Source organism: Asanoa iriomotensis (assembly GCF_016862515.1).
GTDB classification, from domain to species: Bacteria; Actinomycetota; Actinomycetes; order Mycobacteriales; family Micromonosporaceae; genus Asanoa; species Asanoa iriomotensis.
This window is the reverse complement of sequence record NZ_BONC01000064.1, coordinates 26,360-44,762: the sequence shown is the minus strand read 5'-3', so window position 1 is coordinate 44,762 and position 18,403 is coordinate 26,360. Positions and strand designations below refer to the sequence as shown.

General features: G+C 72.0%; 20 protein-coding genes and 1 pseudogene. 12 read left to right on the top strand and 9 right to left on the bottom strand.

Annotated elements, in window-relative coordinates; genetic code table 11:
- Positions 1-318: 318 nt before the first annotated feature.
- Genes Air01nite_RS32340 through Air01nite_RS32325 form a run of 4 tightly spaced genes read right to left on the bottom strand, consistent with a single transcriptional unit; the run spans position 319 to position 4,145 of the window.
- Positions 319-1,392, bottom strand: a complete 1,074-nt coding sequence (locus tag Air01nite_RS32340) for a zinc-dependent alcohol dehydrogenase family protein (RefSeq protein ID WP_203707149.1) — start codon at positions 1,390-1,392, stop codon at positions 319-321.
- A 50-nt stretch (positions 1,393-1,442) separates the two neighbouring features.
- A complete protein-coding gene (locus tag Air01nite_RS32335; RefSeq protein WP_203707148.1) occupies positions 1,443-2,018 on the bottom strand; it encodes a TIGR03086 family metal-binding protein in 576 nt (191 codons plus the stop codon).
- Positions 2,019-2,063: 45 nt separating this feature from the next.
- The gene (locus tag Air01nite_RS32330) at positions 2,064-3,266 is read right to left on the bottom strand and encodes an MFS transporter (RefSeq protein WP_203707147.1); all 1,203 of its coding nucleotides are present in this window, start codon (positions 3,264-3,266) and stop codon (positions 2,064-2,066) included.
- Positions 3,267-3,281: 15 nt separating this feature from the next.
- Positions 3,282-4,145, bottom strand: coding sequence for a hypothetical protein (locus tag Air01nite_RS32325; protein WP_203707146.1), 864 nt, complete (start codon positions 4,143-4,145; stop codon positions 3,282-3,284).
- A 279-nt stretch (positions 4,146-4,424) separates the two neighbouring features.
- On the opposite strand from Air01nite_RS32325, the gene Air01nite_RS32320 reads away from it, so the two are divergent.
- Both Air01nite_RS32320 and Air01nite_RS32315 read left to right on the top strand, forming a co-directional pair.
- Entirely contained in the window at positions 4,425-4,709 is a 285-nt protein-coding gene (locus tag Air01nite_RS32320; protein WP_203707145.1) for a helix-turn-helix domain-containing protein, read from the top strand.
- 61 nt (positions 4,710-4,770) lie between these two features.
- Entirely contained in the window at positions 4,771-5,604 is an 834-nt protein-coding gene (locus Air01nite_RS32315) for a metal-dependent hydrolase (RefSeq protein WP_203707144.1), read from the top strand.
- Here the strand turns inward: Air01nite_RS32315 and Air01nite_RS32310 are convergent.
- A complete protein-coding gene (locus Air01nite_RS32310; RefSeq protein ID WP_203707143.1) occupies positions 5,592-6,521 on the bottom strand; it encodes an SMP-30/gluconolactonase/LRE family protein in 930 nt (309 codons plus the stop codon). The two genes, Air01nite_RS32315 and Air01nite_RS32310, sit on opposite strands and share 13 nt — an antisense overlap.
- A 59-nt stretch (positions 6,522-6,580) precedes the next feature.
- Between Air01nite_RS32310 and Air01nite_RS32305 the strand changes: the two genes are divergently transcribed.
- Together Air01nite_RS32305 and Air01nite_RS32300 are read left to right on the top strand one after the other, a co-directional pair.
- Complete coding sequence (locus Air01nite_RS32305; RefSeq protein ID WP_203707142.1) at positions 6,581-7,021, top strand: Lrp/AsnC family transcriptional regulator; 441 nt, start codon at positions 6,581-6,583, stop codon at positions 7,019-7,021.
- Between the two features lie 50 nt (positions 7,022-7,071).
- Complete coding sequence (locus tag Air01nite_RS32300; protein WP_203707141.1) at positions 7,072-7,764, top strand: hypothetical protein; 693 nt, start codon at positions 7,072-7,074, stop codon at positions 7,762-7,764.
- Here the strand turns inward: Air01nite_RS32300 and Air01nite_RS32295 are convergent, their stop codons facing one another.
- Positions 7,765-8,655: an SRPBCC family protein gene (locus tag Air01nite_RS32295; protein ID WP_239091110.1), complete on the bottom strand. Its 891-nt coding sequence runs from the start codon at positions 8,653-8,655 to the stop codon at positions 7,765-7,767.
- Entirely contained in the window at positions 8,652-8,987 is a 336-nt protein-coding gene (locus Air01nite_RS32290; protein WP_203707140.1) for a hypothetical protein, read from the bottom strand. The genes Air01nite_RS32295 and Air01nite_RS32290 overlap by 4 nt, the downstream gene beginning before the upstream one ends.
- Before the next feature lie 133 nt (positions 8,988-9,120).
- Here Air01nite_RS32290 and Air01nite_RS32285 point away from each other — a divergent pair, with 133 nt between their 5' ends.
- The gene (locus tag Air01nite_RS32285; protein WP_203707139.1) at positions 9,121-9,780 is read left to right on the top strand and encodes an HAD family hydrolase; all 660 of its coding nucleotides are present in this window, start codon (positions 9,121-9,123) and stop codon (positions 9,778-9,780) included.
- Here Air01nite_RS32285 and Air01nite_RS32280 read toward each other — a convergent pair.
- The gene (locus Air01nite_RS32280; RefSeq protein WP_203707138.1) at positions 9,752-10,228 is read right to left on the bottom strand and encodes an NUDIX domain-containing protein; all 477 of its coding nucleotides are present in this window, start codon (positions 10,226-10,228) and stop codon (positions 9,752-9,754) included. The genes Air01nite_RS32285 and Air01nite_RS32280 overlap by 29 nt on opposite strands.
- A gap of 119 nt (positions 10,229-10,347) precedes the next feature.
- Between Air01nite_RS32280 and Air01nite_RS32270 the strand changes: the two genes are divergently transcribed.
- From Air01nite_RS32270 to Air01nite_RS32240, 7 genes and pseudogenes are all read left to right on the top strand, one after another.
- Positions 10,348-12,105, top strand: a complete 1,758-nt coding sequence (locus Air01nite_RS32270) for a chitinase (RefSeq protein ID WP_239091109.1) — start codon at positions 10,348-10,350, stop codon at positions 12,103-12,105.
- A 103-nt stretch (positions 12,106-12,208) separates the two neighbouring features.
- Complete coding sequence (locus Air01nite_RS32265; protein ID WP_203707137.1) at positions 12,209-13,927, top strand: PHP domain-containing protein; 1,719 nt, start codon at positions 12,209-12,211, stop codon at positions 13,925-13,927.
- A 1-nt stretch (position 13,928) separates the two neighbouring features.
- Positions 13,929-14,438: a hypothetical protein gene (locus Air01nite_RS32260; protein ID WP_203707136.1), complete on the top strand. Its 510-nt coding sequence runs from the start codon at positions 13,929-13,931 to the stop codon at positions 14,436-14,438.
- Between the two features lie 114 nt (positions 14,439-14,552).
- Positions 14,553-15,218 (top strand): annotated as a pseudogene (locus Air01nite_RS32255) (ABC transporter ATP-binding protein); the annotation flags it as partial.
- A 67-nt stretch (positions 15,219-15,285) separates the two neighbouring features.
- The gene (locus tag Air01nite_RS32250; RefSeq protein WP_203707134.1) at positions 15,286-16,032 is read left to right on the top strand and encodes an ABC transporter permease; all 747 of its coding nucleotides are present in this window, start codon (positions 15,286-15,288) and stop codon (positions 16,030-16,032) included.
- A gap of 9 nt (positions 16,033-16,041) precedes the next feature.
- The gene (locus Air01nite_RS32245) at positions 16,042-17,280 is read left to right on the top strand and encodes a sensor histidine kinase (RefSeq protein WP_239091108.1); all 1,239 of its coding nucleotides are present in this window, start codon (positions 16,042-16,044) and stop codon (positions 17,278-17,280) included.
- On the top strand, positions 17,277-17,906 hold the full coding sequence (locus tag Air01nite_RS32240; protein ID WP_203707133.1) for a response regulator: 630 nt from the start codon (positions 17,277-17,279) through the stop codon (positions 17,904-17,906). The genes Air01nite_RS32245 and Air01nite_RS32240 overlap by 4 nt, the downstream gene beginning before the upstream one ends.
- Positions 17,907-18,005: 99 nt before the next feature.
- Here the strand turns inward: Air01nite_RS32240 and Air01nite_RS32235 are convergent, their stop codons facing one another.
- Positions 18,006-18,371 (bottom strand): DsrE family protein, encoded by a 366-nt coding sequence (locus Air01nite_RS32235; protein ID WP_203707132.1) that lies wholly within the window; start codon positions 18,369-18,371, stop codon positions 18,006-18,008.
- Between the last annotated feature and the right edge of the window lie 32 nt (positions 18,372-18,403).

The window sequence follows — 18,403 nt, the reverse complement described above, 5'->3', positions numbered from 1 at the left end:
GGGTGCGGGCGACCGCCGGGGTCGAGGCGCTCGCGAGTGATCGTGTGCGGCGGGTCGGGTCGGTTGGACGCGCGAGGCGTGATCGTGTGCGGCTGGTCGTGTTTCCGCGCGGCGAGTCGAGCAGACCCGGTGCACACGATCATCGGTGTGGCCCCCGACCTTCTAGATGAGCCACACATGATCATGGTCTGGATCGCGGCCCGTCTGATAGCACCGATCTTTGGAATGGATCGTCCAGGTGCCACGACGGACCTGGCAGCGCAGCGGAGCGGAGCGGTGTCTCGCGGGAGGAGCGGTCCGGACCGACGCGGACCCGAGTCAGGAACCAGAACTTGACCTTGACGTCGGTCTGATGAGGCGGATGCCGTTGACCGGGGCGCGGACCATCGACATCAGTGCCGCCGGGGCCTCGTCCAGGGTCAGGTGGTCGGTGACCAGCTCGTCGGGGCGCAGGGTGCCGGCCTCGATGAGGCGGAGCATCTCCGGGAACGCGTGTGCCGGCATGCCGTGGCTGCCGAGCAGTTCCAGCTCGTACGCGATCACCCGGTCCATCGGCAGCGCGGGCCGGCCCGTGACCGCGGGCAGCAGGCCGACCTGGACGTGGCGGCCCCGGCGGCGCAGGCACTCGATCGAGGTGACGCAGGTGACCGAGGAGCCCAGCGCGTCCAGCGACAGGTGGGCGCCGCCGCCCGTGCGGTCGCGGATGGCCGCCGCCACGTCGGCCGGGCCGCCCGGGATCGCGGAGGCGTCGACGATCTCGCTGGCGCCCGCGAGGCGGGCCAGCTCCAGGGCGCGCGGGGCGATGTCCACCGCGACCACCCGGGCGCCGGCGGCCGCGGCGACCATCACCGCGGACAGGCCCACGCCGCCGCAGCCATGCACGGCCACCCACTCGCCCGGCGCGACCCGGCCCTGGTGGACCACCGCCCGGAACGCCGTGCCGAACCGGCAGCCGAGGCTGACCGCCGCTTCGTCGCTGACCGTGTCCGGCAGGCCGACCAGGTTGACGTCGGCGTGCTCGATGGCGACCAGCTCGGCGAACGAGCCCCACCGGGTGAAACCCGGCTGGCTCTGGTTTTCGCAGACCTGCTGGTCGCCGGCCAGGCAGCTCGGGCAGCTGCCGCAGGCGCAGATGAACGGCACCGTGATCCGGTCGCCTGGCCGCCACCGCGTGACGCCCGAGCCGATCTCGGTGATCACACCGGCGAACTCGTGGCCGGGCACGTGCGGCGGCACGATGTCGGGGTCGTGGCCGCGCCAGCCGTGCCAGTCGCTGCGGCACAGGCCCGTCACCGACACGCTCACCACCGCGCCACCGGGCGGCGGTGTCGGGTCGGGAAGGTCGCTGACCTGGGGAGGAGAGCCGAAGGCCTCGTAGTAGACGGCACGCACCGCGTCAGGTTACGCCGTGCGCGAGCCGTCCTCAGCTATGGCGGGACGTGTCAGGTGGTCCACCGCGGGTCGCGGCCGAACGCGGCGATCAGCCGGTCCTGCGTGCCGGCGCCGGCGGGCACCTCGACCGCCGCCGCGATCGCGCCGCCGGCCCGGTAGCCGGCCTCGTTGGCCGGGAACCACTCGGCCACCTCGCGGACCAGGTCCGCGTCGAGGTCGCGGTCGGCGCCGGTCGCCGCGGCCAGGTCCCAGCCGTGCACGACGTGGTCCGCGAGCAGTTGGCGCAGGTACTCCTCGGTCGGTGTCATGCCGAACGACAGCTCCACGGTCCGGTTGAGCGCACCCGGCGCGCTCGCCGCGGCCACCGACTCGGCGGCCGCGTCCCGGGCCGAGGTGACCGGGTCGGCGCCCAGCAGGTCGCCCTCGAACCGGTCGCCGATCGAGCCCAGGCTCGCCCCGTTGATCAGCGGCACCGACCAGCGGTCCTCGTAGACCAGGTGGTTGACCAGCTCCCGCACGGTCCAGTCGGTGCACGGGGTCGGGTCGTCCCACTGGTCGGGGCGGATCCGGGCCACCTGGTCACCGAATTCGCCCAGCGCGCGGCGGTAGGCGGCGATGAGCTCCATAAGCCCGATTCTGCTCCGTCGCGCGCCGCGGGTGTGCCGATCGCCTCAATCGGGGGACACGCGCAGCGCGCCGCGGGCGCTCCAGGCGAGCAGGGCGCCGAGCGCTACCGCGCCGACCGCGCAGGCGCCGGCGATGGTCAGGCCGTCGGGGGTGCCGAGCACCGGGGCGAGGGCGGTGCCGGCCAGCGCCGACCCGGCCGCGAAGCCGAGATAGACCGAGGTGTTGGCCCAGGTGAACGCCTCGGCCCGGGACTCGTCGGGCACGAGCTGCGCGACCAGCGTGAACTCCAGCGTGGTGGTCGGCGCGATGAACAGGCCGGCGAACAGCAGCAGCAGGGCCAGCGACCACAGGTTCTGCTGGAGCAGGATCACGCCGAAGCCGGCGACGTTGCCGAGCATGAGGATCCCGTACTGGCGCCACGGCGGGGTGCGGAACGTCCGGCTGGCGTACCAGAGGCCGCCGGCGATCGAGCCCGCGCTCCACACCGCGATCAGCAGCCCGGCCTGGTGGGCGTGCCCCTCCAGCGCCGCGTGCGCCGGGATGGCCACCTCCAGCAGGCCGTACGCGATCGAGGCCAGGCCCGCGACCGCGAGCACGACCAGCATTCCGGCGGACCGCAACGGACTCACCCGCCGCCGGTTCGGCGGGGGAGCGGGCCAGCCCCGGCGGACAGGGCCGGCGGTGGCCAGGCCGATCGAGCCGACGACGGTCACCGCGGCCGCCACGAGCGTCGCCACGTACGCGTCGGCGACCGCGGTGATCAGCCCGACCACCGCCGGCCCGACCACGTAGGTCAGGTCGACGGCGATCGCGTCCAGGGCGTACGCGGTGCGCATCTGTTCGGGGCCCCTGGTGATGCGGGGCAGCACCGCGCGGGTGACCGGGTCGATCGGCGGGTTGACCGCGCCGGCCAGCCCGGCCAGCAGGATCGCGAGCCAGGCCGGGCCGCCGCCCCGCAACGCCAGCACCAGGCCGACCAGCAGCCCCGCCTGGGCAAGGCCGCACCAGACGAGCACGCCCACCGCCCGGCCACGGTCGGCCAGCCGGCCCAGCACGGGGCCGACGAAGGCGGTCAGCGCCGAGTTGGCCGCCGTGGCCAGGCCGGCGGCGCCGTACGAGCCGGTGCCGGCCGCGACCACCAGCACGAACAGCAGCGTCAGCATCCCGATCGGCAGGCGGCCGACCAGCGAGGGCACGGCGATCCGGAGGACACCCGGGGTGCGCAGCAGGTCGCGGTAGCGACGCAAGCCCTCGCGCAAGGCTCAGCCGGCGAGGTTGCGCAGCTGGAGCAGCTCGTCGGCGGCGTGGTCGAGCAGGTCGGCGGGGTGGTCGCGGAGGATGCGCGGGGTGGCCAGCAACGTGTCGTGCCGGCCCGGCGGGCCGGCCAGCACCGGCCAGAGCCCGACGTTGGCGCAGTTCTCCACGGCCTCCGCCGCCCAGCCGGGCGGGTCCACCATGGACACGAAACCGCCGCCCTCGATCGAGAGGATCAGGTGGGTGGCGACCAGCGCGGTGGTCAGCGCCACCTCGTCGCCGTCGGCGCCGGCCCGGGTGCGGTTCTCCACCCAGACCCGCAGCCGCAGCGCCGGGCGGGGCGCCGGCACGGGCTGGGCGCTCACGTTGAGCATCGCGCACAGCGGCCGGCGGTGGCGGACCACCTGGCCGACCAGGCGGCCGCGGGTGTCGTGCAGTTCGGTGCGGGCGAAGCCGCCCGAGACCCGCACGGTCTGCCGGGTGCCGGCGGCGGGCAGCGTCGCGTCGTCGACCTCGACGAGTTGCTCGTGCTCGACCGGCTCGTCGCAGGAGACGAGCGCGACGCCGTCGACGTCGAGCGAGCCGACCGGCTTGAACCGGCCCAGGTCGGGCAGCCAACGGTAGACACTGCGGCGCTGGACCTGCAGGAACCGCAGCAGCACCCGCAGCCGGACCGGCCCGCCGCCCTCGACCAGGCACTCGGTCTGCGCGACGGCCGACAGCGACTCGTCGGCGGCGGCGAGGTCGGCCGGCATCAGCATGCCGAACTGCCACCGGCCCGGGTCCCGGTGGCCGGCGGCCCGGTAGGGCCGCAGCACCGGTCCCGCGCAGAGGACGGTGTCGGCGATGGCCCGGGCCGCGTCGATGTCCATGTGCGCTGCTGCACCTCTGCTTCTGTGGCGCGATCAATGGATCCGGCGGAGATCCCACGGGGCAGCGCGGTGGTGGTGCGGGGTTTGTTTGGGCAAAAGCGATCATGTCGGCTGTTTCGGCCAGCATAGGCCGGGCGCGGGTCGTCGCTCAAGAGCGGTCCACTGTGTTGCCCGGACGCCCGTTCACCCGCACGGATGACCAGCGCGGTCACCGCTTGCGGCACTCCCCGATGCCGCGAAAACTAGGCCGCGTTCCGTAGTGGGAAGGCGGCGATCGTCGTGAACGCGCCGGACGACCTGGCGAGTGACCGCACCGCCGAGCGGGCGTGGATCTGCGCCCGCCGCATCCGTGAGCGGCGACGGCAGCTCGACCTCACGCAGTCCGACCTCGCCGACCTGCTGGCCCGGCGGGGCCTGGCGCTGACCAACCGCACGGTGAGCGCGATGGAGAACGGCCGCCGGCTCGACCTGGGCAAGCTGCCCGACCTCGCGGAAGCGCTGACCTGCTCGGTCACCTACCTGCTGGGCCTGACCCGGGATCCCGCGCGCTGGGAGCCGGACTGAGAGAGATTCTCGCGTGTGTCGTGGCGGGGCCGGCTGGCGGGCGCCGCTGATACTTGGCTCCATGATGGGCAAGTCGCACGCGCTCTCCGGAGCCGTTGGTTGGTTGGGTGGTTGCGCCGGCATGGTCGCATGGGGACATTCGGTCTCGCCGGTGTCGGTTGTGGCCGGTGCGGCGGTGTCGGCCGGGTTCGCGCTGCTACCCGACATCGACCACCCGAGCTCGACGGTCTCGCGTACGCTCGGCCCGATCACCCGGCTGATCTCCCGTGGCGTGTCCGACGCCGCCGCCGCGTTCGGCAAGGCCACGTGCGACCACTGTGACCGCCGCCCCGGTCAGGGCGGGCACCGCCTGGTCACGCACACCGTGCCGTTCGCGGTCGGCATCACCGCCGCGGCCGCGCTGGCCGGCCACCTCTGGGGCGTCTCCGTCAGCATCTTCATCGTCGGGTTCGCGGTCTGGCTGGCGACGCACACGGCGCTGCGCCCCAACACCCGCGCCGAGATCGTCGACGCGCTGATCCCGGGCCAGGTGCGCGGCAAGCGGGCGCGGAAATACACGGCGGCGCTCGGCTCGGTGATCGCCGCCGTGGTGTTCGCGGTCGCCGTGCGCGAGGTGGCCGCGCCCGGGGCGAGCTGGTGGTGGGTGGGTCTCGCGGCCGGCTGGGGCACGCTCGCGCACTCGCTCGGCGACTCGCTCACCCACTGGGGCAGCCCGCTGTTCTGGCCGGTCCGCCTGCGCGGCTGCACGTGGCGCACGGTGGGCACGCCGCGGTTCATGCGGTTCCGGGCCGGCGGCCCGGTCGAGCGCTGGCTGATCGCACCGGTCATGGCCCTGGTCGGCCTGGCCGCGGCCTATGTGCTGCTGGCGCCGGTGGCCAGCGGCTATCTGGGATAGCGCGCGCCGTTGAAGTTGACCCGCAGCGTGTAGACCGACGTGGTCGCCGTGATGAACAGGTGGTTGAGCTGCGGGCCGCCGAACGTCAGGTTGCTGACGATCTCGGGCACGAGCAGCTTGCCGAGCAGGTCGCCCTCGGGGGAGAAGCAGTGCAGGCCGTCGTGCGCGGCGGCCCAGACCCGGCCCCTGGCGTCGACCCGCAGCCCGTCGAACGAGCCGTTGTCGCAGGTGGCGAAGACGTCGCCGCCCATCAGGTTGGTGCTCTCGGCGACGGTGAACTTGCGGATGTGCTTGCGCCGCGTGTCGGCGATGTAGATGGTCTGCTCGTCGGCGCTGAACGCCAGCCCGTTGGGGCGCTCGAAGTCGTCGGCGACCATCCGGACCTCGCCGTTGATCGGGTCGACCCGGTAGACGTGGCAGCCGTCCTGCTCCTGCTCGGCCTGGTTGCCCTCGTAGTCGGTGGTGATGCCGTAGCTCGGGTCGGTGAACCAGACCGTGCCGTCGGCCCGCTCGATCACGTCGTTGGGGCTGTTGAACCGCTTGCCCCGGTAGCGCTCGGCGACCACGGTGATCGCGCCGTCGGGCTCGGTGCGGGTGACGCGGCGGTTGCCCTGCTCGCAGCTGATCAGCCGCCCGGCGCGGTCGACGGTGTGGCCGTTGGTGTAGCCCGCCGGCTGCCGCAGCGCCCCCACCGCGCCCGTGGTCTCGTCCCAGCGCAGCAGGCGGTCGTTGGGGATGTCGCTGAAGACCAGGTAGCGCCCGGCGGGAAAGTAGGCCGGGCCCTCGGTCCAGCGCCCGTTGGCGAACAGCCGCTCGAGGAAGGCGTCGCCGTCGGTGCGGCCGAAACGCTCGTCGAGCGACTCGAACCTGGCCGGGACCTGATCGACCTCACGTCGAACGTCGTATGGCGTCAGCATGCCCGTACCGTATCCTGTTCGTTGGTTGAAGCAAAGGCCGGATGAAAGTCGGGATCTGGATGGATCAGGCGGATGCGATTCTGCTCACCGAGCTGCAGCGCGACGCGGCGCAGCCCTACGCGGCGCTGGCGGCCGCCGCCGGGTTGTCAACGGCGGCAACCCATGAGCGGGTACGCAAGCTGCGCGAACGAGGCGTCATCCGGCGCACCACGATCGAGGTCGACCCGGCCGCCGTCGGCACGCCGGTGCTCGCGTTCGTGCTGGTCCGCAGCGAGCGCTGGGTCGGCGACGCGGATACGCGCGACGCGCTGGCGGCGATCGAGGAGATCGAGGAGGCCCACGTGATCGCCGGCACGGCGTCGCTGTTGCTCAAGATCCGCACGGCGGGGACGGTGGAGTTGCAGGACGTGCTGCGCCGGCTGCACGGGGTCGGCAGCACGGAGACGATCGTGGTGCTGGAGTCGTTCTTCGCGCGCCCCGTCCGCATCACCCGCACCTAGCTGGCGCGAAGCGGGGGTGTGCAGGGGTCGATCCCTGAAATGCTGAAATCATGGCAGAAAATGGGGTACGTCCGCCCGATCGTCAGCCCGACGGGCACCAGGAGGACGTCTTCCTCGACGTCCCCAAGCTGGAGGTCGAGAAGGTCGCGGTCGACGTGGCCAACCTGCGGGCCCGGGTGTCGCTCAACGCCCACGTGCTCAACCTGCTGCACCTCGACGTGGGTGTGGACGCGGCGATCGACCAGGTGCACCTCGAGATCGAGGGCGTCGAGGCGGCGGCACAGCTGAGGGTCCGGCTGGAGAACGTCGCGCACATGATCGAGCGGGTGCTGGACACCGTGGACGACCATCCGGAGATCATCGGGCCGCTGGTGGAGAACGCCGGCACGGCGGTGGGCCGCCTCGGCAGCGGCGCCGGTGAGGCGACCCGCGAGGTCGGCTACGGCGCGGGCGAGGCGACCAGGGAGATCGGCGGCGGCGCCGCGCACGCGACCCGCGAGATCGCCGGCGACGTCGGCCAGTTCAGCGACGCGGTCGGGGAGGGCGCGGGCGACGCGACCCGTTCGGTCGGTGGTGTCGCCGAACAGGCCGGACAAGCGGGCAAGCAGGTCACCGAACACGCGGCGGAGGCCGACCTCGGTGCCGTCGACCAACCCGACATCTCCGCCCGGGCGACCGTCGCCGCGGACCGCGCGCCGCGCCGCAACCGGGGCCTGCCCCGGCGCAAACCGCGGGAGTGGTAGCTAGGAGGAGCCGCTCTTCGCCGTCTCCTTCTGCGCAGGCTGCTCCTCCGGGGTCTTGGTCTTGTCGCCCTCGTCGCCGGCGCGGTCGTCCTGCTGGACCACCTCGCCGTCGCGGATCTCGCCACGCCAGCCCTTGACGTCGTCCGGGTTGAGGATCGTCTCGCGCATCACGTGCCGGACGAAGTGCTTCAGTTCCAGCCGCGCTCGGCGGCCCGGCGCCCGCCACAGGTTGCCGGTCTGTTCGACGAAGCCCTGCGGGTGGTACTCGAGGACAACCAGGATCCGGGTCAGGTCAGGTGTGACCTCGTGGAAGGTGACGGTGCCGTCGACCGCGCCCTTGTCGCCCTTGGACGACCAGACGATCCGCTCGTCGGGCACCTGCTCGGTGATGGTCGACTCCCAGGTGCGGTGCGACCAGAACACCTGGGCCTTCCACTTCATCTTCTCCTCGGACTCCTGCTCGATGTCCTCCACCTTCTTCATGAAGCTGGGGAACGTCTTGAACTCGGTCCACTGGTTGTAGGCGACCGAGACCGGCACGCCGACCTCGATCGACTCGACGATGTTGGTGACCTTGAGGTCGTTCTTGCCGTTGCCCCTGCCGAGGGCCTTCTTGACCTCTTCCCGGCCACCGGTCAGCCCGGCGCGCCCGACCGCCTTGACCGGCGACTCGCCGCCCTGGAGACTTTCGAGACCCTTCGCCACGGCGGCCTGGCGGGGACCGCCCTCGCCGCTGCCGGCGTAGTCGCTGAGCCGGTCGGTCACCTCGTCCATCCGCTCGTTGACGACGGACATCGCGCGGTCGGCCAGCGCACCGGCCATGTCCTGCAGCCCCGCGACCAACTTGCCGGTGATCGTGCCGTGGCCGTTGCCGTTCGTACCCTGGCTCACTTGTCTTCCCCTCCGGAACCCCGCATGGCGGCCGCCCGCTCGGTGAGCCGGTCACCGACCCGGTCGGCGGAGCGCGCGAACGCGCTGATCGCGGCCGACTTGCCGGCGCTGCCGAGCTTGCCGGCCAGGCCGTGGCTGTGCCCCTTGGCCTCGCCGCCCGATCCGTTGCCGCTGTGCCCGTCACCGCTGTGCCCGTTCCCGCTCTGGCCGCGTGCGGCCATGCGACCGCCCGCCGCGGCGGCGCCGAGCATGAGTGCCGTGCGAAGCTTGTGTTGCCGGCCGAGCACGTACCCGACGCCCATCGCCAGCGCTGCGCTCCCACCAGGCTTCATGACGCGTCCTTCCCTCGGCGGATGCCCATCCGTGGCCGCTTACCCACGAGCCAAGGGACGAAACGCGGCTTACGTCACGATGGCAACCTTTGTCGATTATGGTCAATCTCTGAGGCGACGATAAAGTCCTGAGGTGCCACGCAACGCTCTGATCTTCGACCTCTTCAACACGCTCGTTCCCGGCGCCGACGCCGAGCGCGACCGGGTCCTGGAGCGAATGGCCGAGGTGGTCGGCGTGGACGCCGCCGCCTTCGTCCGCGCCCACCACGAGACCTGGTCGGACCGGCTGGTCCGGTGGGACGCGGCCGAGACCGTGCGGATCCTCGCGGGCCGATTGGGTGCCCGCCCGACGCCGGCGGAGGTCGACCACGCGGTGCGGCTCCGCCGCGATCTGGGTGCGGAACTGCTCGCGAACGTCACGCCGCCGACGCTTGCGGCCCTGGACGCCCTGCGCGCCCGCGGTCACCGACTGGCGCTCTGCAGCAACACCACGGCCGAGACCGCCGACCTGTGGCCGGCAAGTCCGCTGGCGACCCGGTTCGCCGCGGCGGCGTTCTCGCCGCAGGTCCGCGCGGCCAAGCCGGACCCGCTGATCTACCACGCCGCCGCGGATGCCCTGGGTGTGCGCCCGGACCGATGCTGGTTCGTCGGCGACGGAGCCGACGGTGAGTTGGCCGGCGCGGCGGCGGTCGGCATGGCGGTGATCCGCACGACGGAGTTCCAGGACACCGACCCGACCTGGCCGGGTGAGCCGATCGCGGCTATCAGCGAGTTGGTTGACCGCTTGCGGTGAGGTCGGGCGCCAGGTGCACGAGGTAGCGGGACTGGTCGAGCCAGCTCGTGCGCAGCAGGGGGCCCGCGTCGGCCAGTGGGACGAAGCGGCAGGCGACCGGTAGGCCCGTGTCCCAGGCGGTCGGGTCGCCGATCATCGTGTGGGTCCAGGCGTTCCGGGGCTCGTCGGTGGTCAGGTGGAAGTAGAGGGCGATGAACGGATAGCCGTTGGTGTAGTGGCCCAGCTCCGTGCCGACCAGGCCGGCGTGGGTGAGCGTCCCGGCGATGCCGGTCTCCTCGACCGCCTCGCGGACCGCGCCGTGGTCCGGGCGTTCGCCCGGGTCGACGCCGCCGCCGGGCACGTGGTGTCCCTGGTCCGGTCGGCTGGGGTAGTGGAAGACCAGCAGTTCCAGGCCCGACGGGCCGGTGCGGGTCACATAGGACGAGGCCCGTACGCGCGGCTTCTTCACCGCTCGGGTCTACCCCGGCACCGCCGCCGCGGGCAATCAGGTTTCCCCGGAGGAGGGGCTGGACAGGAACAGTTAACAGTCTTAATAATTGGGCATCCATCGATATGTGGAGGCCCGCAATGCGTCGTACCCGATCGATCGTCATGGGTTTGGTCGCCGTCCTGGCCGCCGCCGGCGGTGCCGTCGCGGTCGCCTCCAGCGCCGCCGCGGCCGGGCCGACCGCCACCTTCACCAAGGTGTCCGACTGGGGTTCCGGCTGGGAGGGCCGCTACACCGTCAGCAACGGCGGCACGACGGCGATCACCTCGTGGGCCGTCGCGTTCGACCTGCCGGCCGGTGCGAACATCAACACCTTCTGGGACGCGGACATGACGCGGTCCGGGCAGCGGTTCACGTTCCGCAGCAAGTCCTGGAACGGGAACGTCGCGCCGGGTGCCTCGGTCTCCTTCGGGTTCAACGGGTCCGGCGCCGCCACGCCGACCAACTGCACGCTCAACGGGGCCTCCTGCGGCGGTGGCGGGCCGACCACACCGCCGACCTCCAACCCGCCGACGTCCAACCCGCCCAACCCGACCGTGCCGGGCGCGCCGAGCGCGCTGCGGGTCACCGGCACCACCAGCAGTTCGATTTCGCTCGCGTGGAACGCACCGACCGGCACCGTCACCGGCTACCGCGTCTACGAGGGCACCGCGGTCCGGGCCACGGTCACCGGCACCAGCGCCACGATCAGCGGGCTCGGCGCCAACACGACGCACACGTACGCCGTCGCCGCGTACAACGGCGTCGGTGAGGGTCCGCGCAGTGCCACGGTGACCGGCACGACCAACGGCACCACCCCGCCGCCGACCGGCCTGCCCAAGCACGCGCTGATCGGCTACCTGCACGCCAGCTTCGCCAACGGCTCCGGCTACCTGCGGATGGCCGACGTGCCGGCCGACTGGGACATCATCAACCTGGCGTTCGGCGAGCCGACCAGCGTGACGTCCGGTGACATCCGGTTCCAGCTCTGCCCGGCCAGCGAGTGCCCGGGCGTCGAGAGCGAGGCCGACTTCATCGCCGCGATCCGGGCCAAGCAGGCCGCCGGCAAGAAGGTGCTCATCTCGATCGGTGGCCAGAACGGCCAGGTGCAGCTCACCACGACCGCGGCCCGGGACCGGTTCGTCAGCTCCGTCGCCGCCATCATCGACCGGTACGGCCTCGACGGGCTCGACATCGACTTCGAAGGTCACTCGCTGTCGCTGAACACCGGCGACACCGACTTCCGCAACCCGACCACGCCGGTGATCGTCAACCTCATCTCGGCGGTGCGGACGCTCAAGCAGCGGTACGGGTCGCGCTTCGTCCTGACGATGGCGCCCGAGACGTTCTTCGTGCAGCTCGGCTACCAGTACTACGGCTCCGGGCCGTGGGGCGGGCAGGACCCGCGCGCCGGCTCGTACCTGCCGGTGATCCACGCCCTGCGCGACGACATCACCGTGCTGCACGTGCAGGACTACAACTCCGGCCCGATCATGGGCCTCGACAACCAGTACCACACCATGGGCGGCGCGGACTTCCACATCGCGATGACCGACATGCTGCTCGCCGGCTTCCCGGTCGCCGGCAACACCGCCAACGTCTTCGCGCCGCTGCGCGAGGACCAGATCGCGTTCGGCACGCCGTCGTCGGTCAGCGCCGGCAACGGGTACGTGGCACCGGCGGGCGTGCAGCAGGCGGTCAACTGCCTGGTGCGGGGCCAGAGCTGCGGCGGATACGCACCGCGCAGCGGGACGAACCCGAACTTCCGGGGCCTGATGACGTGGAGCATCAACTGGGACCGCTACTACGGCGACGAGTTCCGTCTCGCGCACGAGCCGTTCCTCAACTCCTTGCCATAGCTAACGAACTCCCAAAGTTCATGTAAGGAGCGTTCAGGTAACACGTGACGTTCTCCACCCTCCGTGATGTTGGCCGACGGCACGCCATACACCAGGAGGACACATGGGCCACGGCCATGGGCACCACCATCACCACGACGAGGTCGGGATCGGCGGCAGCGACCTGCCCGCCGCTCTCGACCTGTCGACCCCGGACGAGGAGCTTCGCCCCGAGGACCGCAGCCGGCGCGCCTTCCTGCGCCGGGCCGGCCTGCTCGGCGCGGGCGTAGCCGCCGCCGGCGCGTTCGCCGGCGCTGGTGCCGGCGCCGTCCCCGCCGCCGCCAACGGCAAGGACGACGACAAGCACGACGACGACAACGGCGGCAGCTTCAAGTGGCTCGCCGGTGACCACCACATCCACACCCGCTTCAGCAGCGACGCGATGTACCGGGTCCTCGACCAGGTGCAGCACGGCCGGGCGTACGGCCTGGACTGGATGGTCATCACCGACCACGGCAGCGAGGCGCACGCCAAGATCGGTGTCGACGTCGTCAACCCGGAGATCCTCGCCGCCCGTGAGGCGCTCAAGGACACCCTGATCTTCCAGGGTCTCGAGTGGAACATCCCCGCGGCCGAGCACGGCACCGTGTTCGTGCACCCGGGCAAGAACGAGGTTGCGGTTCTCAAGCAGTTCGAGAACGACTACGACTCGAGCGTCAAGGGCGCCGGCGCCAACACGCCGGCCAACGAGGCGCTGGCCATCGCCGGCCTCAACTTCCTCAGCGACGCCGTCAAGCGCGGCAAGGTCGAGCACGCGCTGTTCCTGGCCAACCACCCGGCCCGCAACGGCATCGACTCGCCGCACGAGGTCCGTGGCTGGCGCGACGCGGCTCCGGGCATCGCGATCGGTTGGGAGGGCGCACCCGGCCACCAGGCCGCCGGTCTGTCCACCGCCAACGGCGGCCCGGGCAGCGCCCGTGGCTTCTACGGCAACAGCCCGTCGGCCAACTCGTTCCCGTACCCGCTGGAGAGCTACCGCACCTGGGGTGGCTTCGACTGGTTCACCTCGACCGTCGGCGGCCTGTGGGACAGCCTGCTCGCCGAGGGCAAGCCGTGGTGGATCACCGCCAACTCGGACGCGCACACCATCTTCCTGGAGACCGCGGTCCGGGGCAGCACCGACTTCAACGCCCTGGGTTACTACCTCGACCCGGTGCACGGCGGCAAGGTCAACACCACCAACGGTGACTTCTGGCCCGGCTACTACAGCAAGACCCACGTCGGCGCCACCACCGACTCCTACAAGGCGGTCATGGACGGCCTGCGCCTCGGCCGGGTCTGGGTCGACCACGGCGGCCTGCTCGCCGGCCTCGACATGCGGGTCCGCAAGGCCGGCGACCGGTCGCGCGACGGCGGCACCCCGCTGGGTGGCAGCGTCTCGGTCCGCAAGGGCACCGCGCTCGAGCTGGTCATCACCATCGACCTGGCGACGCTGCCCAACTGGGCGGAGTTCGTGCCGCAGCTGGCCCGGGTCGACGTGATCCGCGGCAAGGTCACCGGCAAGGTGCAGGACAAGGACACCTTCAGCACCCCGAACACGCGCGTCGAGAAGTCGTTCGAGGTCGGCAAGGGCCAGAAGAAGGTCTCCTTCACGTACGCGCTCGGTCGCGCCGAGGCCGACTACTACGTGCGGGTCCGGGGCACCGACGGCAACCGCAGCGCGCCGGGCTACCTGGGCGTGTCGGTCGACCCGCAGGGACCGGCCATCGACGTTGTCGGTGACGCCGACCCGTGGGCCGACCTGTGGTTCTACACCAACCCCATCTTCGTCGAGACCTACTGAGATGAGCATCCACGTCGGACTCGACCGCGGGGACAAGGATGTGCGGGAGGCGGAGCACTGGCTCGTCGAGCGACTCGGCGAGCATCGGGACCGCGTCGTCGCCTGCACACACCTGTTGCGCGTGCCGAGCCCGCACGTGGCGTTCAGCATCGCGGTGCCGTCGGGGGTCGAGCTGGACCTGCCAGCCGTCCCCGACGGCCTCGTCGCCGCGGCGGCCCTGGCCCGGGAGGAGCATCTCTCGGGCCAGGGCGGCCGGGCGTTCGCCTATCCGGGCAAGGACGCCTGCGTCGGCACGCTGAGCGTCGCGGACCTGTTGGACCGCAGCGCGATCGAGCGGGTCACGGTGATGGGCGGCGCCCCCGCAATGCCGGAGACGTTGATCGAGACGCGGGACCATGTGCGTCCTTTGTGGATGAACGGCAAGCTGACCCTGGTCACCCTGCCCCACACCGGCGGCCGCATCGCACCGTTCGAGATGCCGGAAGAGATCCCCTGCTGCGCGCTCCACTAGCCTCGGCTGACCCGCATCAACCGATCGGTTGACTCGCGGAATCCACCACGGCCGGGTCGCCCGTCGCCGGCTGGTCGGTGCCCGGCGGCGCCCCGCGTTGGGACCGTTGACGGCATGACAACGGTCATCGAGGTTCAAGAGCTGCACAAGCGGTACGGCGACACGGTCGCCGTGGCGGACGTCTCGTTCCGCGTCGACGAGGGCGAGATCTTCGGGATCCTGGGGTCGAACGGCGCGGGCAAGACCACGACGGTCGAGTGCGTCGAAGGGTTGCGCCGGGCCGACGGCGGGACGATCCGGGTGCTCGGGCTCGACCCGGTGCGCGACCGCGCGGAGCTGACCCAGCAACTGGGCGTCCAGCTCCAGGACGCGCACCTGCCCGAGAAGCTGAGGGTCGGTGAGGCGCTCGACCTCTACCGGTCCTTCTACCGCACGCCCGCCGACCCGGCGGCGCTGATGGCGGCGCTCGGGCTCGACGAGATCCGGGGCACCCGGTTCGGCAAGCTCTCGGGCGGCCAGCAGCAGCGGCTCTCGATCGCGCTCGCGCTGATCGGCAACCCGCGGGTCGCGGTGCTCGACGAGCTCACCACCGGGCTCGACCCCCGCGCCCGGCGGGAGACCTGGCGGCTGATCGAGGACGTCCGGGCCCGCGGGGTCACGATCCTGCTGGTCACCCACTTCATGGACGAGGCCGAGCGGCTCTGCGACCGGGTCGCGGTGATCGAGGCCGGCCGGGTGGTGGCCGTCGACAGCCCCGCCGCGCTGACCAAGCGCGCCGCCGCCGAGCTCGGCGTCGAACGGGCCACGCTGGAGGACGCCTTCGTGGCGCTGACCGGGGAGCACGCCGATGTCCACTGACGCGCTGCGGCGGCTCACCGCCACCGAGTTCACCCTGTTCCTGCGCGACAAGGTCGGGCCGATCTTCGGCGTGCTGTTCCCGACCGCGCTGCTGTGCGTGTTCGGCAACATCGACTTCTTCACCGATCCGGCGAACGGCATCGACGGGCAGCCGCTGCTCCACACGTACACGCCGATCCTCGTGGGTTTCGTCATCGCGATGCTGGCGCTCAACACGCTCCCGCCGACGCTGGCGAGCTACCGGGAGCAGGGCGTGCTGCGCCGCCTGCGCACCACTCCGGTCGGCCCGGCCCGCGTGCTGGGAGCGCAGTTCGCGATCTGCCTCGCCACCGCCGTGGTGTCGGTGATCCTGCTGCTGGCGGTGGCGCGGCTCGCGTTCGACGTGCCGCTGCCTCGCCAACCCTTCGCGTTCGCGTTGAGCGCGCTGCTCGCCGCGCTCGCGCTGATCGGCATCGCGGTGCTGGTCGCGGCGGTCACGCCGACCGCGAAGGCGGCCAACGCGATCGGGTCCGTGCTGTTCTACGTGATGATGTTCTTCGCCGGGCTGTGGCTGCCGATCCAGGCGATGCCCGCGGTGCTGCGACACGTGAGCGAGGCCACACCGCTCGGCGCGGCCGTCCAGGCGCTGAGCGACGCCGGCGCGGGCCACTGGCCACCGGCGTGGCGGCTGCTGCTGCTCGCGGGGTACGTGGTGGTGACCGCGCTGCTCGGCATCCGTCTCTTCCGGTGGGAGTAGGTTCCAACCATGCCGAACGCGATGCCGTGGGAGGCCGTGGACCCGGGCACACTTCGGTGGGCCCGGTGGGCGAACCTGGCGCCGTACGCGCTGCTGGCGATCCTGGGCGGTTTCAGCCCGCTGCTGACCGACTCGACCGCCGAGACCCGGATGGTCCTCGGGCTGTGCCTGCTCGCGGCGGTCTGGGTGTTCTGCCTCTACACGATTCGGCCCGCCTGGCGGGTGCGGCCGGTGCTGATGGCGGTGTTCTTCGTCGGCTTCTACGCGATCCTGCTCATGCTGGTCCTGATCGCGCCCTGGTTCGGTTTCCTCACGCCGGCGGGCTACTTCTTCGCGTTCAGCGTGCTGCGGTGGCCGTGGCGGATCCCCGGGGTGTTCGCGGTCGCCGTCTCGGCCGGCATCGCCCAGGCGTCCGGAATCGCCTTCTCCGGTGCTGAGATCGGTTGGTACGCCGCGATCATCCTGATCAACGCCGTGCCGATGTGCGCGTTCGCCTGGATCGACTGGCACTCCGACCTCGAGCAGGGCGAGCGGGCCCGCGCCCTGGTCGCGCTGAGCGAGGCCAACCGGCGGCTGGAGGCCACGCTGGCCGAGAACGCGGCGCTGCACGAGCGGCTGCTGACCCAGGCCCGGCACGCCGGTGTCCACGACGAGCGCCAGCGGATGGCCGGCGAGATCCACGACACGTTGGCGCAGGGGCTGACCGGCATCATCACCCAGCTCCAGGCGGCCGAGCAGGCGGCCGTCGAGCCCGACCGGTGGCGGCGGCACCTGGCCGCGGCCACCGACCTGGCCCGGGAGAGCCTGCGTGAGGCCCGCCGGTCGGTGCACGCCCTGCGGCCCGAGCCGTTGCGCGGTGCCCGGCTGGCCGACGCGCTGGCCGGGGTGGCGGAGCAGTGGTCGGCCCGGCACGGCATTCCGGTCGAGGTGACCACCACCGGCGACGAGCGGCCGACGTCGCCGGAGGCGGAGTTGGCGTTGCTGCGTACCGCCCAGGAGGCCCTGGCCAACGTCGCGGCGCACGCCGGCGCGCGGCGGGTGGGCCTGACGCTGTCCTATCTGGACGGCTCGGTGGCACTCGACGTGCGCGACGACGGCTGCGGCTTCGACCCGGCCCGGCCACCGGTGTCGGCCGGCGGCTACGGGCTGCTGGCCATGCGGCAACGGATCGAGGGGCTCTCCGGGACCCTGCAGGTCGAGTCGGAGCCGGCCGCCGGCACGGCGATCTCGGCGGCGGTGCCGGCATGATCTCGCTGCTGGTCGTGGACGACCATCCGGTTGTACGCAACGGTCTGACCGGCATGTTCGCCAGCGACCCGGAGTTCGAGGTGGTCGGCGAGGCCGGTGACGGCGACGAGGCCGTGCGGCTGGCCCGGGCGCTGCGGCCCGACGTGATCCTGATGGACCTGCGGATGCCCGGCACCGACGGCGTCACCGCGATCGGCGAGCTGGCCCGGCTCGGCGTGCGCAGCCACGTGCTGGTGCTGACGACGTACGACACCGACAGCTACGTGGTGCCGGCGATCGAGGCGGGCGCGACCGGCTACCTGCTCAAGGACGCGCCGCGCGACGAGTTGCTGCGCGCGGTGCGGGCGGCGGCCCGGGGCGAGTCGGTGCTCGCGCCCGCGGTGGCCGGCCGGTTGATGCACCGCGTCCGCGCGCCCGGCGCCGGGCCGTTGAGCCAGCGGGAGCTGACCGTGCTGGAGTTGGTCGCGGCCGGCAAGACCAACCGGGAGGCGGCCGCGGCGCTGTTCATCAGCGAGGCGACGGTCAAGACGCACCTGCTCAACATCTATTCGAAGCTGGGCGTGAGCGACCGGGCGGCCGCGGTCGCCGAGGCGTTCCATCGCGGCCTGTTGACACCTAAGGGATGACCGCCGCCTCCTGGGGGAGAGGCGGCGGCCCGGTGGTCGCTCGGCTTTGCGGAGAGAAGCGGCCGCCGCACATGGGTACGCACGACGACCGCACCGGGTTCAGTAGCTGAACGTCGTCGCGCCCTCGTCGCCGATCCACTGCCACATCGGCACCGTGCCGCCCAGCTCCGCGTTCTCGACCAGGTCGCCCTTGTCGAGCTTGCGGGAGTCGAAGCAGATCGGGCAGACGAGCAGCTTGCCGCCGGCCGCGGCGTAGCGCCGGGTCAGGTCGGCCAGCGGCGGGCAGCCGTCGCAGGCGACGCCGGTCGCGACACCGTCCGTGGCGAGCCGGGTCGCCTCCTTGGTCAGGAACATCAGCGTCGGCCGGCCCTGCTCGGCGGCACCGACGGCGACCAGGAACGCGACGGTGACCTTCTCCGGGTCCTCGAGCCCCGTGACCAGGCTGACTACGGCCTTTCCAGGCATGTTTCCCCCTCGGGTAACGGTTACGCCGTCGA

Excerpts from the sequence above, each read along its gene's own strand:
- Air01nite_RS32335 (WP_203707148.1), bottom strand. The coding sequence starts at position 2,018 with ATGGAGCTCATCGCCGCCTACCGCCGCGCGCTGGGCGAATTCGGTGAC.
- Air01nite_RS32325 (WP_203707146.1), bottom strand. The coding sequence starts at position 4,145 with ATGGACATCGACGCGGCCCGGGCCATCGCCGACACCGTCCTCTGCGCG.
- Air01nite_RS32315 (WP_203707144.1), top strand. The coding sequence starts at position 4,771 with ATGATGGGCAAGTCGCACGCGCTCTCCGGAGCCGTTGGTTGGTTGGGT.
- Air01nite_RS32310 (WP_203707143.1), bottom strand. The coding sequence starts at position 6,521 with ATGCTGACGCCATACGACGTTCGACGTGAGGTCGATCAGGTCCCGGCC.
- Air01nite_RS32305 (WP_203707142.1), top strand. The coding sequence starts at position 6,581 with ATGGATCAGGCGGATGCGATTCTGCTCACCGAGCTGCAGCGCGACGCG.
- Air01nite_RS32300 (WP_203707141.1), top strand. The coding sequence starts at position 7,072 with ATGGCAGAAAATGGGGTACGTCCGCCCGATCGTCAGCCCGACGGGCAC.
- Air01nite_RS32290 (WP_203707140.1), bottom strand. The coding sequence starts at position 8,987 with ATGAAGCCTGGTGGGAGCGCAGCGCTGGCGATGGGCGTCGGGTACGTG.
- Air01nite_RS32270 (WP_239091109.1), top strand. The coding sequence starts at position 10,348 with ATGCGTCGTACCCGATCGATCGTCATGGGTTTGGTCGCCGTCCTGGCC.
- Air01nite_RS32265 (WP_203707137.1), top strand. The coding sequence starts at position 12,209 with ATGGGCCACGGCCATGGGCACCACCATCACCACGACGAGGTCGGGATC.
- Air01nite_RS32260 (WP_203707136.1), top strand. The coding sequence starts at position 13,929 with ATGAGCATCCACGTCGGACTCGACCGCGGGGACAAGGATGTGCGGGAG.
- Air01nite_RS32250 (WP_203707134.1), top strand. The coding sequence starts at position 15,286 with ATGTCCACTGACGCGCTGCGGCGGCTCACCGCCACCGAGTTCACCCTG.
- Air01nite_RS32245 (WP_239091108.1), top strand. The coding sequence starts at position 16,042 with ATGCCGAACGCGATGCCGTGGGAGGCCGTGGACCCGGGCACACTTCGG.
- Air01nite_RS32240 (WP_203707133.1), top strand. The coding sequence starts at position 17,277 with ATGATCTCGCTGCTGGTCGTGGACGACCATCCGGTTGTACGCAACGGT.
- Air01nite_RS32235 (WP_203707132.1), bottom strand. The coding sequence starts at position 18,371 with ATGCCTGGAAAGGCCGTAGTCAGCCTGGTCACGGGGCTCGAGGACCCG.